The organism is Photorhabdus asymbiotica, from assembly GCF_003634575.1.
Taxonomy (GTDB): Bacteria; Pseudomonadota; Gammaproteobacteria; order Enterobacterales; family Enterobacteriaceae; genus Photorhabdus; species Photorhabdus asymbiotica.
Window position 1 is genome coordinate 155,910 of the sequence record NZ_RBLJ01000005.1, and the last position, 15,429, is coordinate 171,338.

The following is a 15,429-nucleotide window of genomic DNA, read 5'->3' on the forward strand; positions in this document are numbered from 1 at the left end:
ATGAAAAAAATTTATCTTATTATCATCCCTTTCTTTATTATGATCTGTTTTTTTTGGTTATGGAATGAGATTAATATGAAAAATAAAATGGCAATATTTGTGAATAACCCCGACCCCAACTACCTGTATGATAAAGTCTGGTTTGATGCCAGCAAATGGTTAAATAGTGGCGATTATATTAAAATAAATGATTTTTATTTAATAAAGCTGAAACCTATAAACCTTAATCAGGTTAAAAACTCAGAGTATTTTATGTATTATGACATATATTATAATATACGTCATAGAACTTATGGTGATCTGGATAGGTCTGCCAATTTTAATGAATTAGTCCAAAAGGTGATAGGCTCGACAGATATTCAGGGAGAAACGGATGCAAAGACAGATGTTGAAGGCACAGAAAGATTATCCAAGCTTATATCACGCCCGGAATATGAATATCTCTATAGCCGATTTGATAAGGAGAAACGACAGCCGGTTATTGATAGCCTACTGGTCAGTTTTTCTTACAAAGACCAAAAATATGAAATGGTAATCAGTGCTGTTATTGATGAAGAAGACGAAAAAGATCAGTTCCCATACAGTGATATCCTACTGGCCCGAGGCATTCAGCACTATGGATCTTTTTATAAAGCAAATGATTTATTAACTTATAAGCTGTATCTGGAAGAAAAACAGAAAGAGAAAAAATAGCCTTATTCATGATGACCACTAATGTCTGGGTAATTATGGCAACAGATATCAGTGATAAATGAAGCACTCAGTCCGCTATTGAGATCTATTATCACTCGATAACAACATAAAAATACAAATAACAAAGAGGGCCTTGCCCTCTTTATTCAATAAACGAATCATCATTATGGTAATAATATAATAAAATTTTATCGTGTTGCCATTTATATGATGGTAGAAGATAACAAACCTAATTCCCTTAACGATGAAATCAATTAGTAAAGGCTGTGCCTCCAATAATTCTCAGTGTCCGATTGGTGATATTTATGATGATAATGCTTTTCAATACATTGCCCGATTTCCTCCAGCTCAACCGTATAAAGGGAAAATTGCTTACCAATTGCCTACCGGGAGTTTCTCATTAGAGGAAAATCATCCTATCTTATCCGAGTGACCGAGTGCGCCGGGGAGCAGTTTGTTCCCAAAAAAATTAATATTCACAATGAAATAAAAAACATTTTCGTGGGTAAAAAGCCGGTCTTTTTCACTGCTATCAATTTAGTGCTTCTTGAGAAATTTGAGGTGGTGTCCGGTATTGGGCTGTAGAAGGGTATTTTAAGGCCAGTGCTGAGATTATGGCTGAAGTGTGTGTTGCATTAGATGACAGTCGGAAAGATAAGCTGGATCTGGTCTTTTACCATGAGGGGATTAAAGCCAAAGCCAGTGTGGGTTATAACGCTAGGGTTGGTGGAAGTAGCACACCACGTAGTGGGAAGCTTAATGTTTCTGATTCAATAGCAATTCAAAGTGTACAGGATGAAGATGAAAAAGAGTGGGTGCTTCAAGAGCCGTTATCTAAAGAAAAATCGACGTACAGGGTATCTTTTGGGTAGTACCTTGCTAGCGTTATTATTGATGGTAAATTCTTCGATATCGGGAAAAACAAATATGATTGAATATAAATATCTTTTGTCGTTTAAAAGCCATCGTAGTCTCTGTGTGGCAAGAGTTAATGGCGTGATGGCCCTAGATAATGTCGGGTCAAAAACAGGCACACAATCCAGTGGCTTTAATGTTACGGCCTTTGTCGAAAATGGTCAGAACACAATGGAATTGCTGATGGGACAGAAATCTTTTGATAACGATACAGAAAGATTTCATCCTGAATCCTGGTGCGAAGCGACCCTCACTAAAGCGTCTCCGTATGGTGATAAAGATGAAGTGATCAGCCATATCAAGTTGACTGTCGACGACAAAGGCAATGTAACAACTCGCGAATCGCAAAGCCAGTTACCGAATGGCAAACCTGGCTTTGATTACACAGCCATGTCGAAAGTAGAAGCAGAAGAAGGGCTTTTTGCCGCACAGAAAACCTTTACGCTCAGTGGATTACCGGATTGGATGTGGACAAAAGCGCGGCCCGTTTCGGAAAAAAATGATATAGAAGCGATAAAAAACTTCTATCTGGAAATCAGCAATACCTTACATCAACGAGATTTAAATAAATTATGGAAAATGAGTCAACCCGCCTGGGAAGAATGGGCGATAGGTGAAAATAGCCGCCCAGAGACTTTCTTTAATTCATTCGGTTTTAAAGAAATATTAGATGATAAAAATTATATTGTCAGAGCACCTGACTGGAGCCGATATAAGCTGATCAGTTATAAAGAAGGACGATTGTTCCGGCTGGAAGAGGGGGCATTAGGCAGCTCACCTCTTGTATTAGATAATAAAGCGACGAATAAAAATTTTGAGTACAACCCTTATTTATCCATTATTAACGGCAAAGTGATGATTGCCCGTTAAATAAAATCATGGTAATTATTCAGCCTAAGATAAAAATCATCTTAGGCTGAAAATAACAATCTTCCGCAACAATCATTTATACAGCAATATGTTTTCTCCAAATGATATTCAAAACAAATCGGAATAACAGGCTATTTATGAACTATAACCAAAAAAAAATCGAAATTCATTAAGATATGATATTCAAACTTAGGCGTTTATTTCTATCACAGAGAAAAAATGCCCACTTATAAATAAAACAAAAACCTATAAATATATAAAAACAAGTCAAGTAAGTTAGCAAAGTGAAAATATGGCTCTAATTAAAGAGAATGTTATAAAGATTTATTTTTTGATTTTTTATTTAAAATAAAGTGACATCATGTTTAATTATAAAAATTTTCTGGCCGTGTTATTATTTACATTACCAATAACCGGATCTTCCAAAGAGAGTGAAAACTCTATAAATAACAAGATTGAACCTACTGATTATAGATTAGAAATTGAAGTTAATAAATGCTCAATAGAATTATTTATCAATGGAATGAGGGTCCTTTCATACTATGATAAAGAACCGATGAATACACTAATCGGCATAGGTGAATATCTGAAACCTAAAAATAATACAATACAATTCTATACTTGGCCATCAAATAGAAAAAAAGATATTTTCGATTCCGGTTCAAAATGTAACTTCACACTAGAAGCAAGAAATAGATTCGAAACTCCTGATCTAAAACCAGTTATGAGTATAAAATACAATCCTAATGATAATATATACCCGCTTAACTTGAAGATGCAGGATTCAGAATCTGAAAATTGTCATTAATACGGCGTGACAGACTCCCGGCAAGTTCCGGTAATATTTCCGTAAAAAAGTGATGTATTGCCTGCCTGAACAAGGCCGCCGAGGCGAAGTAACGATTATTTCTGACTTGTTCATTCATCACTTTCCACAGCCTTTCTATCGGGTTCAGATTTGGGCTGTAGGGCGGTAAGTAATGAAGTTCAATATTCATCACATAAGCCCAGTCTTTCACCAACTCACTCCGGTGATAACCGGCTCCGTCAAGGATAATATGAACCTTCTGACTGACCGGATAGGTTTCACGCAGGGCAATGAAGAATTCTGCGATGTGATAACTGTCGATACGATCATATTCGTGTACGACTGTTTTGCTGATATCGGCCAGATTCAGGGCTCCCATCAGGTTCAGACGGGTACGGCTTCCCGTGGTTTTCACTACGGTTTTCTGGCCTTTACGCATCCAGCCATAAGCCAGTTTCGTCCCCTGAGTGGGATGGACGCCATCAATGAACAGGATGGGCTCATTGTCTCCGGCTTCCTGCTTGAGTTTCCCGTAGGTTTCTATAAAGGCCCGCTGCTGTTCCGCGTTGAACTTGTGTGGCACGCCGGTCGGTTTTTTATAACTAAATCCATTGTGGTGCAGCCATTTATTCATGCCGGGAACGGTGTAACTGATATTCCACGCTTCTTTGACAAGGTGGATAACCGCCTGTGTGGTGGGCAGAAGATTCGCGGTCAGATAAGCGATAAGTTCCTTCGTCTGTGTTTCGCTGAGGTGGCTCTGAGAGCCGCCATTGTCGGGCTTGAGTTTGCGGTGATTAAGGTAATCGCTGATATGACGATTAACGGTCATTTCATGCAGGCGCAGGGCCTGAGCGATCATGACAGAGCTCCAGCCCTCAGAGGCCAGCAGGACCGCTTTGATACGATCACACTCCCGCTTATCACGGCAGGTGTGATGAAGGTGTTCAAGTTCGGCTTTTTGTTCGTCGGTAATGAATATTTTCATGACGGATACCCTGAACCTCATTTGGGCGAAAATCAAGCAGTTTCAATGAGCACGGGTATAGAACATAATATCTCTGACTCATCTCTTGACATAAAATCGGAAAATGAACAATTGGCGAGATTATTAGGCCGCAACAAGATAAATCATAACAACGAAAAATACTATTATGAGTATTCACAACAATTTGATATAAAAAACGATTACCCTGTATGGAACTGGGTAAATTCATATCAATTTTCAAAAGAAAATAACGTTATAGATTCACTACCAGAAAAATATCAATCAGCGCTTATTTCTGCTTATAAAGAATATTGGGCGTTATTAAAAAGCAAGGATCTTAAAGGATTGAAGCAACTGCATAAAGAATTCCTGGATGAATCAGTCAGAGCTAATGGTGGCAATAATGATGATTATTTTTCATCAATAGGATTAGATGAAATTATAGATTCATCTGATCTTAAACTTTTACCTTTAGATTTTAGTCAATCTAAAATTGATATTTCTCTTGATGGCCGGGTTGCTTTTATGTCTCCCTCACCACTTGTATTTATTAACAAAAATAACAGTAAAAACAAGACACTATTAAATCCAAAATATCGGTTCGATGGAAATAAATTTATTTTAACCCGATAATGATATGAAAAACAAAGAGGGTTTACCCCTCTTTGAATAATAGATAATATTACCTCTAGAGCTTAAAGCAAGATTCAAGGTACTATCTTTAAAAGGTACAAATACCATAACAGGGGGAGGTAAAACAGCACTGTCAGCAGGATTGAGATGTGATAATTCAGGTTTAGGGATTTATTTTTCACATGAGGGAATAAAAGCTTATTTTGAAGTGGAAGTCAAAGTTGGATATATACCCAATAGATTTCGAGTTGCAGCGCGGCGGCAAGTGAATGCATCCCCAGGAGCATAGATAACTATATGACTGGGGTGAGTGAACGCAGCCAACAAAGCAGCAACTTGAAGGATGAAGGGTATATACAAAAAGAAAATAAATCAGTTAGTAATACAAAAGTAAGAAGCAAAAATTCAGGTATAAACCTAATTAAAAACCGATGTGATGATATGTGATAAAGATGAATTTTTCCCATTTTTATTTTATTGATTTTTAAAGAAAATATATTATTCGTAGTTATGAAAATTTTCTAACCATATTATTATTAAAATTACCCATAACCGGGTTATCTAAAGAATCTAAAGAATCTAAAGAATCTAAAGAATCTAAAGAATCTAAAGAATCTAAAGAATCTAAAGAATCTAAAGAGAGTAAAAATCCCATGAATAATGAAGTTGAACCTATTAACTATAGACTAGAAGTCAAATTAAATAAATATTCAGCACATTTAATTATCAATATTAGAGTTAGATACATTTTTAAACTCGGCTGATTTTCAAATTTTACCTTTAGCATTTAGCCAATCAAGAATTGAATTATCCCTTGATGGTCGGGTTGTTTCTATGTCACCCTCACCACTAAATTTTATTGATAAAGAAAATAATTCAAAGTTTTCAATAAATCCCCAATATCGTTTTGATGGAAAAATTTATTATCACTCGATAACAACATAAAAATACAAATAACAAAGAGGGATTTGTCCTCTTTATTCAATAAATCAATTATTACTCAGAGATAAACAACAAATTGACAGTATAATGGCGAGAAATTAAAACACCTGTGAAATAACCGAATAAAACCATATAACATAAATCGAGTATAACCACTCACCCAATAATAACTGCATATATACCCAATAGATTTCAAGGTGCATCGCGACGGCAAGGGAGCGAATCCCCGGGAGCATAGATAACTATGTGACCGAGGTGAGTGAGTGCAGCAAACAAAGCAGCAACTTGAAAGATGACGGGTATAGATTGAAGAATATCCTCTTCCACATAATATGAAAAAAATTTATCGTATTGCCATCACCCTATTGATTGTTATTGGTTCTCTTGGGTTATGGCATCAAATTAGTCTAAAAAATAAAATGGCAATATTTGTGAACAACCCCGATCCCAGTTATCTGTATGATAAGGTCTGGTTTGATGCCAGCAAATGGTTAAATAGTGGCGATTATATTAAAATAAATGATTTTTATTTAATAAAATTGAAACCTATAGATCTGAATCAAGTTAAAAACTCAGAATATTTTATGTATTATGACATATATTATAATATACGTCATAGAACTTATGGTGATCTGGATAGGACTGCCAATTTTAATGAATTAGTCCAAAAGGTAATAGGCCCAGCAGATATCAAAAAAGAAACCGATGCAAAGACAGATCTTGAAGGCACAGAAAGATTATCCAAACTCATATCGATCCCTAGATATGAATATCTCTATAGCACATTTGATAATGAGAAACAGCAACCAGTTATTGATAGCCTACTGGTCAGTTTTTCTTACAAAGACCAAAAATACGAAATGGTAATAGATGCTGTTATTGATGAAGAAGACAAAAAAAATCAATTTCCGTACAGTTATATTGCGTTAACAGAAAGCATCCAACACCATGGATCTTTTTACAAAGCAAATGATTTATTAACTTATAAGCTGTATCTGGAAGAAAAACAGAAAGAGAAAAAATAATCTCGTTCATGATAACCAAGCATATTTAGGAAAACTACAACGGGTATTTTAGTCAATCAAAAATTAAACTTCCCTTTGATAGTCGGATTATTTCCATAACTCTTTTATTAATCAGACTTGTTAATAAAGAAAGTCACTCAAAGTTTTCAATAATCCCTCAATATTATTTTGATAACGAAAAATTTATTACAACTCGCTAATGACATGAAATAAAAAGAAGTTTCCATCCTATTTGATTAATAGGAAATTTATTCTTCAAAATAAACTTATATTTCTCTTAAATAAGGAAAATACAATGGGAAATGCAGTAAAAATAGGTGATATCGGTACAGCACATGATGATTGTGAAGCCACACCGGTGATTTCCGGCTCCTCCAGTGTAAAAGCCGATGGGATTCCTCTCGCCCGGCAAGGCGATAGTTTAGCCTCGCATTCCTCTCATCCCCGAACCATTGCAGGCGGCTCCAGCACAGTTTTTATTGACGGCAAACCCGCGGCCAGAACCGGTGATGCCGTCAGTTGTGGCGGCGTGGTCATAGGTGGCGGCAGCGTCAATATTGGTTAAACGGGCCGACCACAACCACGAAGTGCCGCTGAAAGCGCTGCTGCGCCAATTCTCCGGCACTGATTAGTCGTTACTCCCCCTGCAACAAACAGCCGGACTGGCTGCCCAAAACCAACCGACTAACCCGTTAAGCACATAAACATCGCATGACCATGTCATCAGGAGGCAAATAATGGCAGATTCAGGACTGGTTTTTACCCTCTCCGTAGGTAACCTCCCAGCTCACACTTTTGCAGTCGTTGAATTTACACTGAATGAAGCACTCTCAACACCCTTCAGTCTGGACGCCACACTCACCAGCGCTGACCCCGACATCGATTTTAAAGATGTCCTGGATAACGCCGCTACCCTCTCCGTCTACCGTGACGGACTACCCGAACGCGAGGTCACCGGCATTGTCACCCAGTTTGAACAAAGCACCACCGGGCGCCATCGTACCCATTACTCCCTGAGCCTGCAACCCGCACTCTGGCGGGCCGGATTACGCGTCAATTCCCGGATTTTTCAGCATCAATCCATTACCGATATCATTGACACCCTGCTGAAAGAAAACGGCATCCGGGATATTGTTTACACCCTCGGCTATGAACATCCCGAGCGGGAATTCTGCGTCCAGTACGACGAAAGCGACCTGGCTTTTCTTCACCGCCTGTTAGCCGATGAAGGCATTTTTTATTACTTCGAGTTTAACCAAGGTAAAAACGGCCAGACCATTTTCTTCGCCGATTCCTGTCTGGCACTCGGTAACCGCTTTTCCGTCCCCTATAACCCGGAACCCGATGTGCTGGGCAGGCAGGGCAGTATCCAGCAGTTCCGCTGGCGTGAACAGGTCGGGATTCAGGGCATTTCTCTGCGCGACCGCACCTTTAAAAACCCGCCCTGGACCGCAGAATATCACTTTTACGAGTCCAAATCGGCCAACCAGCGTACCGATTTAACCAGCTATTATCACTACGATTTCCCCGGGCGTTATAAAGATGAACGCGGGGAACACATGAGCCGTTATCGTCTGGAAGCCTTACGCCGCAATGACCTCCTCGGCCATGCACACAGTGACTGCTTTTTCCTCTGGCCGGGCCTCATGTTTACCCTCTCTCATCACCCCAAAGAGACATTTAATGTTCCGTGGCAGGTCATCAGCATCCACCACCATGGCCGGCAGCCCCAGGCCGATGAAACCCGCTCCGGTGACACGGGAACCACGCTGACCAACCACTTTACCTTTGGCGACCGTGACCGTTCCTGGCGGCCTTCCCCCTACCCCAAACCCCGCATTGACGGCCTGCAAGTAGCAACCGTGGTCGGCCCCGAAGGCGAAGAGATCTTTTGTGACGAGTACGGCCGGGTGCGGGTACAGTTTGCCTGGGATCAATATGGTCAGTTTAATGACCAGAGTTCCTGCTGGATACGGGTCAGTCAGGCATGGGCTGGCAAAGGCTGGGGCATGATAACCATCCCACGCGTGGGTCAGGAAGTGCTGGTGGACTTTTTACATGGCGATCCGGACCAGCCCATTATCACCGGACGCGCTTACCATGCTAGCAACCTCCCCCCGAACCGTCTGCCAATGGCTAAAACCCAGATGTCAATCCGGTCAAAAACTCACAAAGGAGAAGGCTTTAACGAACTGCGGTTTGAAGATGAAAAAGACCGGGAAGAGGTATTTATCCACGCCCAGAAAAACCTGGCCATTCAGGTGCGTAATTCCCGGGACGAGCGGATTAACTACAACCGCACCACCAGTATCGGCCACGATGATGAACTGGTGATTGCCCACAACCGTAAAGTGACCGTGGAAGGCCAGCAGGAGCATAAAACGACCGGCAATTATCTTGCCCAGATCGACGGTGACAAGGCATTGCAGGTCAAAGGCGATGTGGCCCAAAAAATCCAGGGCATATTCAGTGTTGACGCCAACGGCGACCTCACCGTACAGAGTGGCAGCAAAATCAGCCTGCGAGTCGGCGGGAATTTTATCGTCATTCATGCCGGGGGCGTTGATATCAAAGGCCCGGCCATTAACCTCAATTCCGGTGGCAGTCCGGGGGACTTATTGCAACCGGCTAATCCGGCGATTTTACAGGCCGCCGCCAGTGCCGGCTCCATGTTCGTGGCGCACTGCCCAATGAAGGATAATCAATAATGGCCGAAGAAAAACATTATGCCGTCATTGACGGCGCCGCTGAACCCCGACTGTTTTTTATTCTGGAACATTTTGATCCGCCCGTGACCTGTCTGTATGACGAATCTTTACAGCCTGAACTCTTGAAGGTCGCCCCGTATCTGGTGGAGGTAACTGAGAAAGTCGGGCTTTTTCTGGCCGAATGGGAGACCCCCTGGGGCATATTCCTTCACTCGCAGGCTGATATGAGGACACTGCGCCAGCATCTGCGTAAATACCTCCAAGTCTTATTGCCCGATCAGGCTAAGCCGGTGTTTTTCCGGTTTTATGACCCACGCAATATCTGGGATTTTCTCAGTGTGCTGAGTGACTGGGAAATTCACTGTTTTCTTGGGCCGATAGATAACATTGCAACGAACTATGCTGGCATTGACAGGCAGGATAATTTTCACACCGCCAGAAAACCATTTCCCGCCGAAGCACGCTCCAGACAAAAAATGTTGAAAATTACACAAGAGCAATATGCTCATTTCAACCATCTCTTCGAGCAAAGATATATTAATAAATTGACGCATTTTATTAATGAAGTGAGTTACTATCATGAAGCCGATGCAATGAATATGCCCCATTCCGTCCTTTCAGCTCTCTCAGACAAGATATTAATCAACCCTCTGCCTGATATTTCGTCTGCTCCAAGCCATATCAATGAAGAGGCATTAATACGTCATCAAAACCTGGCAGAAGCATGTTTTTATTTTTGTCAAGATAACGAAATCACCGATGAACGTTCTATCCGGGGATTTCTCTATCTGCTGATGGAAAGACGCATCGATCAGTTTCAACACATCCCGTCAACATGGTTAGCCCAACTCCGCGATAATCAAGGGCCAGGTTATTATCGAATGGAAAAATTATTAACAAGCGAATTAGGATTTATTCCCAAATAAACTGATTAATCAGGTAATCGATATGACTCAACAAAGTACTTCTCCCCCGGCCGGGGCTGCTTGCATGACATGTAACAACCCCGATCCCTGTCTCTGTGAAATCAGTGTCACTTTTGAGAAGAAAACTCAGGTCTGGCCTAAAAAGCCCTCAATCAACATGAACCTTGTTGATGATGGGAAAGGACAAACCGGGACGATACAAATTGCAGAAAAGTGTGATCACACCAAACATCAAGCTGTACTGCTTGGGGGACCCAAAGAGAAAACATTAAAATTTAATACGCCTGAAAAGGTCACGTTATTCTACAAAGAGCATTTAGAAGACACCGATATTGAAAGCAGTCTGGAGAGCATCGTGTCTTATCTGTCTAATATTGCCAATCCTAGCGATATGTACAAAGCTCCCCGATATTATAAGCTCGTGACAGAAGCCTGTACGGGTCGTCAAAAGTACGTGACGATCGCGGTTTACCCCTCGGTCAGGTTTATGGTCTCGGTAGGATTCGGCTTTGACTTTTCCCATGGTGAACGGCCCATTAAAGAACGGCGTGATGAACAGAGAAAAGCCCGTCGGGCCATGGAAAATGTCAAACCTAAAGATGGTAATAAATTGCGTGGAGGGTGGACCGTTCACACAGATAAATTTTACCTGACCAGAGAGACAACTCTGAGCGTAGAGTACGCGTTAACCGTTCAGGATATGGATTATTCGAACAAATTTGCCAAAGCCAACAAGGTCAGGAAAACCCGGGAGAGTTTAGATGCCATCAATCGGGTCGAAAAACTGCTGGGATACACTAAAAAATACCTGGCGCCCGCTCCTGATTCAAAAGGTAAAGGCACCCATGATTACCAACTGTTTGACCTCAAAATTGCCCCCATCAACATCGGGCTAGCTTATGCCTATGACCGAACTGCCTCGGTCGATGACAGTACCCATTTTGTGGGTTTCAGTGCCGCCCCGTTTATGGGCATGACCGCCAAACTGGATCTTATCCAAATGGGTGCCGCTTATTGCAAGATAGACACAATCGCCGCCAAATTTCGGAAAGCCATAGAGCGTAAGAATGCGAATGACAAAAATTACTTAGAGATTGAATGTTGCCTTATCTTGACCTGCAATCTGTCCTTTCAGCTGGGCGCTGCCTATAAAAGCAAACAATGGACTTTTGATGCCGGTGATAAAAATGATCTGAAATTAAGTCTGGAAGGAAAAATAAATGCCGCCTTTAAGACCAAGATTATGATAATGGAAGTTGCGCTAAATGCGAAAGGTGCTGTCAAAACTGCGGCAGGTTTTAAATTCGATCAACATGATAAGGGGATCGATCTCGTCGGTTACCACGATGGGATTACGGCTGAAATTGAGGTAGAAGCTGATATAGAAGCTGATGGGAAGGAAAATTCTATTGCTAAAGTCAAGAAAAAGTGGGTCATTGCCGATCCACTAAAGGCCAGCGAATCACCGTTAAGAATTAGTCTGCTAGGGGAACAACGGCCAATTACCCGGCCAGAGACGGTTCCAGGTGCTGAAACAACACCGTGGGAAATGGGTTATAACCCTAAACCTAAGCTGGATAATATCCCATTTATCAATTCGGGATTCCCAGGAATGAGATAAAAAAGGATCAGAAATGAAATTAAAATTGTTATTACTATTATCAGGAGTGCTTGTTATGTCCAGTGCTAACGCAGATGAACCCAGACTCTATATTCGCAGCGTATTTGATATCCAGTATGCCTTTTGTGATATTAAAACCAATGGCGTAACGGGGTTCAGTAACCGTAATTCAGCCCTGGGAGGGCGAGGATTTGGTACTGGAAGCACTGGCTCTATGCTATTAATGGCCAATGGCGAAAATGAAATTAGCCTGGAGTTCGGAGCACTAAGCTGGTTTTCCCAAGATAAACTGTCAGATAAAGCCCGTAATCATTTCAACCCTGAAGCTAAATGTCAGTTAGAGTTAACCGCCATGCGCGGTAAAAACAACCAGACTCTGACCGCGATTGAAGTAACGATTGATGAAAATGGTCAGCCCGTGGCAACAAAATCAAAGGATGAACCCAAATACGCCACTATCAGTACACCGGTTATACGCCATGTAATACAGGCGGATAATGTAGAAGCCGGGCATATAGAGAAACAATATTTTGATCCAACAGAATATCCACCTAATATGACCCTATATCGGTTTAGTCGTAATGTGAAAATCAGTGGCTTACCTGACTGGGAATGGATTAAAGCAACGCCTTATACCGATACACCTGAACAACGTCAGCAACTGCAACAGGCTTATATGGCTGTCTGGCAAGCCTATAATGCCAAAGATGTGAATACTATTCGTGAACAACAAAAAGTTGCATTACAAGCTTGGGCTTGGTCAACCGGTGAAAATGAAGAGAGCATTTTTACTGATCAATCTGTTTACAGTAATATCAAAACAAAAAGCTTCAGAATGATACCGATTAACTGGAATGATTACAGCGTCCAGATAATGAATCGGGGCAAAATGGTCAAGTTAGTAAATAAGTCAATTTTAGAATATTCCCCAATATCCTACCACTACGTTGATGATGAGGATGGCGAAACGGTTCTATCTACTATTTCACCTATTTTCTCATTAATTAACGGTCGCTTTGTCCAGGTAATTTAATGGATAACAATATCGGGTTATTTAACCCGATATTTTTTCTTAATGAGAAAAGCAGTAAAAAGCAGGCTATCAAATACAACATATAATCATGGTAGCACCACACTAAAAAAGAACTTTAAGGTAAAACAATGAAATTAAAAAGGCTTTAACGAACTGCGGTTTGAAGATGAAAAAGACCGGGAAGAAGTGTTGATTCACACCCAGAAAAATCTGGCCATTCAGGTGCGTAATTCCCGGGTCCAGACAAAAAATGTTGAAAATTACACAAGAGCAATATGCTCATTTCAACCATCTCTTCGAGCAAAGATATATTAATAAATTGACACATTTTATTAATGAGGTGAGTTACTATCATGAAGCCGACGCAATAAATATTCTCCATTCTGTCCTTTCGGCTCTCTCAGACAAGATATTAATAAACTCTCTACCTAATATTTCGGCGGCTCCAAGCCATATCAATGAAGAGGCATTAATACGTCATCAAAACCTGGCAGAAGCATGTTTTTATTTTTGTCAAGATAACGAAATCACCGATGAACGTTATATCCGGGGATTTCGCTATCTACTGATGGAAAGACGCATTGAGCAGTTTCAACACATCCCGTCAACATGGTTAACCTAACTCCGCGATAATCAAGGGCCAGGTTATTATCGAATGGAAAAATTATTAACAAGCGAATTAGGATTTATTCTCAAATAAACTGATTAATAAGGTAATTAATATGACCAAACAACGCATTTCTCCCCCTGCTGGGTCTGCTTGTATGACATGTAACAACCCCAATCCCTGTCTCTGTGAAGTCAGTGTCACTTTTGAGAAGAAAACTCAGGTTTGGCCTAAAAAGCCCTCAATTAACATGAACCTTGTTGATAATGGGAAAGGACAAATCGGGACGATAAAAATTACAGAAAAATGTGATCATGCCAAACATCAGGCTAAATTACACGGGGGACCAAAAGAGAAAACTTTAAAATTTAATACGCCTGAAAAGGTCACGTTATTTTACAAAGAGGAGTTAAAAAGCATAGATATTCAAAACGGCCTGAAGAGCGTCGCATCTTATCTGTCTAATATTGCCAACCCCACCGACATGTACAAAGCCCCCCGATATTATAAGCTAGAGATAAAAGCCTGTACTGGCAGTCGAAAATACGCGACGATCGCGGTTTACCCCTCGGTCAGATTTATGGTCTCGGTAGGATTCAGCTTTAATCTTTCCTATGATAAACGGAGTATTAAAGAACGGCGTGACGAACAGATAAAAGCCCGTCAGGCTATGGAAAATGTCAAACCTAAAAATGGCAATAAACTGCGCAAGGGGTGGACCACTCGCACAGATGAATTTTCCCTAACACGAGAGACAAAACTGAAGGTAGAATACGCCTTGACCGTTCAGGATAAGGATTATTCGACCTCATTTATCAACACCAAACAAGCTAAGGAAACCAGGAAAGATTTAGATGCCATTAGCTTGGCCGAAAAGCTGCTGGGATACACGAAAAAATACCTGGTACCTGCTCCCGGCTCAAAAGGCAAAGCTTCCCAGAATTACGAACTACTTAATCTTAAGCTTACTCCGAGCAACATCGGGCTGGCTTATGCCTATGACCGAACCACTTCAGTCGAAGACAGTACCCATTTTGTAGGTTTCTACGCTGCACCACTTATGGGCATGACGGCCAAACTGGACCTTATCCAACTGGGTGCCACTTATTGCAAAATCGAGTTTCTCGCAGCTAAATTCCGGCAAGCTCTAGAACGTAAAAATGCGAATGATAAAAACTATCTGGAGCTTGAATGTTGCCTTATTGTAACCTGCGACCTGTCTTTTCAGCTGGGTGCTGCCTATAAAAGCAAGCAATGGACTTTTGATGCGGGTAATAAGAATAATCTGAAATTAAGTCTGGAAGGAAAAGTGAGTGCGGCATTTAAACAAAAAATTCTTATTGTAGAAATTGCGCTAAATGCGAAAGGGACTATCAAAACTGCGGCAGGTTTTCAATTCGATCAACATAATAAGGGGATCGATCTCGTCGGTTACCATAATGGAATAACGGCTGAAATTGAATTATCTGCGGATGCAGAAATCGGTAGGAAGAAAAAAGCGTCGAAAAAAGCCAAAAATAAATGGACATGGGTTATTGCCGATCCGCTAAAGGCCAGTGAATCTCCATTAAGAATTAACGTACTAGGAAAAGAACGACCTATTACCGTCCAGAAATAATACACGGTAAACAGTAATGAGGTCACAATGAGTTATGCCGCT

The 15,429-nt window shown here is 40.9% G+C and carries 17 protein-coding genes; 15 read left to right on the forward strand and 2 right to left on the reverse strand.

All coding sequences use genetic code 11. The features are described from left to right. The 4 genes from BDD30_RS20390 to BDD30_RS20410 all read left to right on the forward strand — a co-directional run bounded on the left by BDD30_RS20390 (position 1) and on the right by BDD30_RS20410 (position 3,286). Positions 1–693 carry a hypothetical protein gene (locus BDD30_RS20390; RefSeq protein ID WP_012776463.1) on the forward strand — a complete coding sequence of 231 codons (693 nt, stop codon included), beginning with the start codon at positions 1–3 and terminating at the stop codon, positions 691–693. A 614-nt stretch (positions 694–1,307) separates the two neighbouring features. Further along, complete coding sequence (locus BDD30_RS20400) at positions 1,308–1,565, forward strand: hypothetical protein (protein WP_041381474.1); 258 nt, start codon at positions 1,308–1,310, stop codon at positions 1,563–1,565. Positions 1,566–1,620: 55 nt separating this feature from the next. Further along, positions 1,621–2,478, forward strand: coding sequence for a hypothetical protein (locus BDD30_RS20405; protein ID WP_147408143.1), 858 nt, complete (start codon positions 1,621–1,623; stop codon positions 2,476–2,478). A gap of 361 nt (positions 2,479–2,839) precedes the next feature. Further along, positions 2,840–3,286 carry a hypothetical protein gene (locus BDD30_RS20410; RefSeq protein ID WP_012776460.1) on the forward strand — a complete coding sequence of 149 codons (447 nt, stop codon included), beginning with the start codon at positions 2,840–2,842 and terminating at the stop codon, positions 3,284–3,286. Here BDD30_RS20410 and BDD30_RS20415 read toward each other — a convergent pair. Beyond that, on the reverse strand, positions 3,243–4,274 hold the full coding sequence (locus tag BDD30_RS20415) for an IS630 family transposase (protein ID WP_041381472.1): 1,032 nt from the start codon (positions 4,272–4,274) through the stop codon (positions 3,243–3,245). The genes BDD30_RS20410 and BDD30_RS20415 overlap by 44 nt on opposite strands. A 45-nt stretch (positions 4,275–4,319) precedes the next feature. Between BDD30_RS20415 and BDD30_RS20420 the strand changes: the two genes are divergently transcribed. Together BDD30_RS20420 and BDD30_RS23800 are read left to right on the forward strand one after the other, a co-directional pair. Further along, a complete protein-coding gene (locus BDD30_RS20420) occupies positions 4,320–4,907 on the forward strand; it encodes a hypothetical protein (protein ID WP_041381471.1) in 588 nt (195 codons plus the stop codon). Positions 4,908–5,204: 297 nt separating this feature from the next. After that, the gene (locus tag BDD30_RS23800; RefSeq protein ID WP_158307049.1) at positions 5,205–5,354 is read left to right on the forward strand and encodes a hypothetical protein; all 150 of its coding nucleotides are present in this window, start codon (positions 5,205–5,207) and stop codon (positions 5,352–5,354) included. A gap of 61 nt (positions 5,355–5,415) precedes the next feature. Here BDD30_RS23800 and BDD30_RS23950 read toward each other — a convergent pair whose 3' ends face one another. Next, positions 5,416–5,562, reverse strand: coding sequence for a hypothetical protein (locus tag BDD30_RS23950; RefSeq protein ID WP_012776458.1), 147 nt, complete (start codon positions 5,560–5,562; stop codon positions 5,416–5,418). A gap of 619 nt (positions 5,563–6,181) precedes the next feature. Here BDD30_RS23950 and BDD30_RS20435 point away from each other — a divergent pair. From BDD30_RS20435 to BDD30_RS20470, 9 genes are all read left to right on the forward strand, one after another. Continuing rightward, positions 6,182–6,874 carry a hypothetical protein gene (locus BDD30_RS20435; protein WP_012776457.1) on the forward strand — a complete coding sequence of 231 codons (693 nt, stop codon included), beginning with the start codon at positions 6,182–6,184 and terminating at the stop codon, positions 6,872–6,874. Positions 6,875–7,169: 295 nt separating this feature from the next. Further along, positions 7,170–7,439 carry a type VI secretion system PAAR protein gene (locus BDD30_RS20440; protein ID WP_012776456.1) on the forward strand — a complete coding sequence of 90 codons (270 nt, stop codon included), beginning with the start codon at positions 7,170–7,172 and terminating at the stop codon, positions 7,437–7,439. Between the two features lie 172 nt (positions 7,440–7,611). Then, positions 7,612–9,582, forward strand: coding sequence for a type VI secretion system Vgr family protein (locus BDD30_RS20445; RefSeq protein WP_012776455.1), 1,971 nt, complete (start codon positions 7,612–7,614; stop codon positions 9,580–9,582). Next, positions 9,582–10,508, forward strand: coding sequence for a DUF4123 domain-containing protein (locus BDD30_RS20450; protein ID WP_012776454.1), 927 nt, complete (start codon positions 9,582–9,584; stop codon positions 10,506–10,508). The genes BDD30_RS20445 and BDD30_RS20450 overlap by 1 nt, the downstream gene beginning before the upstream one ends. Positions 10,509–10,530: 22 nt before the next feature. Beyond that, the gene (locus BDD30_RS20455) at positions 10,531–12,129 is read left to right on the forward strand and encodes a hypothetical protein (RefSeq protein ID WP_012776453.1); all 1,599 of its coding nucleotides are present in this window, start codon (positions 10,531–10,533) and stop codon (positions 12,127–12,129) included. 55 nt (positions 12,130–12,184) lie between these two features. Further along, on the forward strand, positions 12,185–13,162 hold the full coding sequence (locus BDD30_RS20460; protein ID WP_231849172.1) for a hypothetical protein: 978 nt from the start codon (positions 12,185–12,187) through the stop codon (positions 13,160–13,162). 186 nt (positions 13,163–13,348) lie between these two features. After that, the gene (locus tag BDD30_RS25120) at positions 13,349–13,477 is read left to right on the forward strand and encodes a hypothetical protein (protein WP_387795244.1); all 129 of its coding nucleotides are present in this window, start codon (positions 13,349–13,351) and stop codon (positions 13,475–13,477) included. A gap of 4 nt (positions 13,478–13,481) precedes the next feature. Then, positions 13,482–13,784 carry a hypothetical protein gene (locus BDD30_RS20465; protein WP_387795243.1) on the forward strand — a complete coding sequence of 101 codons (303 nt, stop codon included), beginning with the start codon at positions 13,482–13,484 and terminating at the stop codon, positions 13,782–13,784. A gap of 100 nt (positions 13,785–13,884) precedes the next feature. Continuing rightward, positions 13,885–15,387 carry a hypothetical protein gene (locus BDD30_RS20470; RefSeq protein ID WP_012776450.1) on the forward strand — a complete coding sequence of 501 codons (1,503 nt, stop codon included), beginning with the start codon at positions 13,885–13,887 and terminating at the stop codon, positions 15,385–15,387. Positions 15,388–15,429 lie beyond the last annotated feature (42 nt).

Bases quoted from the DNA above. Each gene is read 5' to 3' on its own strand.
- BDD30_RS20445 (WP_012776455.1), top strand. From the start codon at position 7,612: ATGGCAGATTCAGGACTGGTTTTTACCCTCTCCGTAGGTAACCTCCCA.
- BDD30_RS23950 (WP_012776458.1), bottom strand. From the start codon at position 5,562: ATGGGATTTTTACTCTCTTTAGATTCTTTAGATTCTTTAGATTCTTTA.
- BDD30_RS20420 (WP_041381471.1), top strand. From the start codon at position 4,320: ATGAGCACGGGTATAGAACATAATATCTCTGACTCATCTCTTGACATA.
- BDD30_RS20390 (WP_012776463.1), top strand. From the start codon at position 1: ATGAAAAAAATTTATCTTATTATCATCCCTTTCTTTATTATGATCTGT.
- BDD30_RS20405 (WP_147408143.1), top strand. From the start codon at position 1,621: ATGATTGAATATAAATATCTTTTGTCGTTTAAAAGCCATCGTAGTCTC.
- BDD30_RS23800 (WP_158307049.1), top strand. From the start codon at position 5,205: ATGACTGGGGTGAGTGAACGCAGCCAACAAAGCAGCAACTTGAAGGAT.
- BDD30_RS20450 (WP_012776454.1), top strand. From the start codon at position 9,582: ATGGCCGAAGAAAAACATTATGCCGTCATTGACGGCGCCGCTGAACCC.
- BDD30_RS20410 (WP_012776460.1), top strand. From the start codon at position 2,840: ATGTTTAATTATAAAAATTTTCTGGCCGTGTTATTATTTACATTACCA.
- BDD30_RS20455 (WP_012776453.1), top strand. From the start codon at position 10,531: ATGACTCAACAAAGTACTTCTCCCCCGGCCGGGGCTGCTTGCATGACA.
- BDD30_RS20470 (WP_012776450.1), top strand. From the start codon at position 13,885: ATGACCAAACAACGCATTTCTCCCCCTGCTGGGTCTGCTTGTATGACA.
- BDD30_RS20440 (WP_012776456.1), top strand. From the start codon at position 7,170: ATGGGAAATGCAGTAAAAATAGGTGATATCGGTACAGCACATGATGAT.
- BDD30_RS20435 (WP_012776457.1), top strand. From the start codon at position 6,182: ATGAAAAAAATTTATCGTATTGCCATCACCCTATTGATTGTTATTGGT.
- BDD30_RS20400 (WP_041381474.1), top strand. From the start codon at position 1,308: ATGGCTGAAGTGTGTGTTGCATTAGATGACAGTCGGAAAGATAAGCTG.
- BDD30_RS20460 (WP_231849172.1), top strand. From the start codon at position 12,185: ATGTCCAGTGCTAACGCAGATGAACCCAGACTCTATATTCGCAGCGTA.
- BDD30_RS20415 (WP_041381472.1), bottom strand. From the start codon at position 4,274: ATGAAAATATTCATTACCGACGAACAAAAAGCCGAACTTGAACACCTT.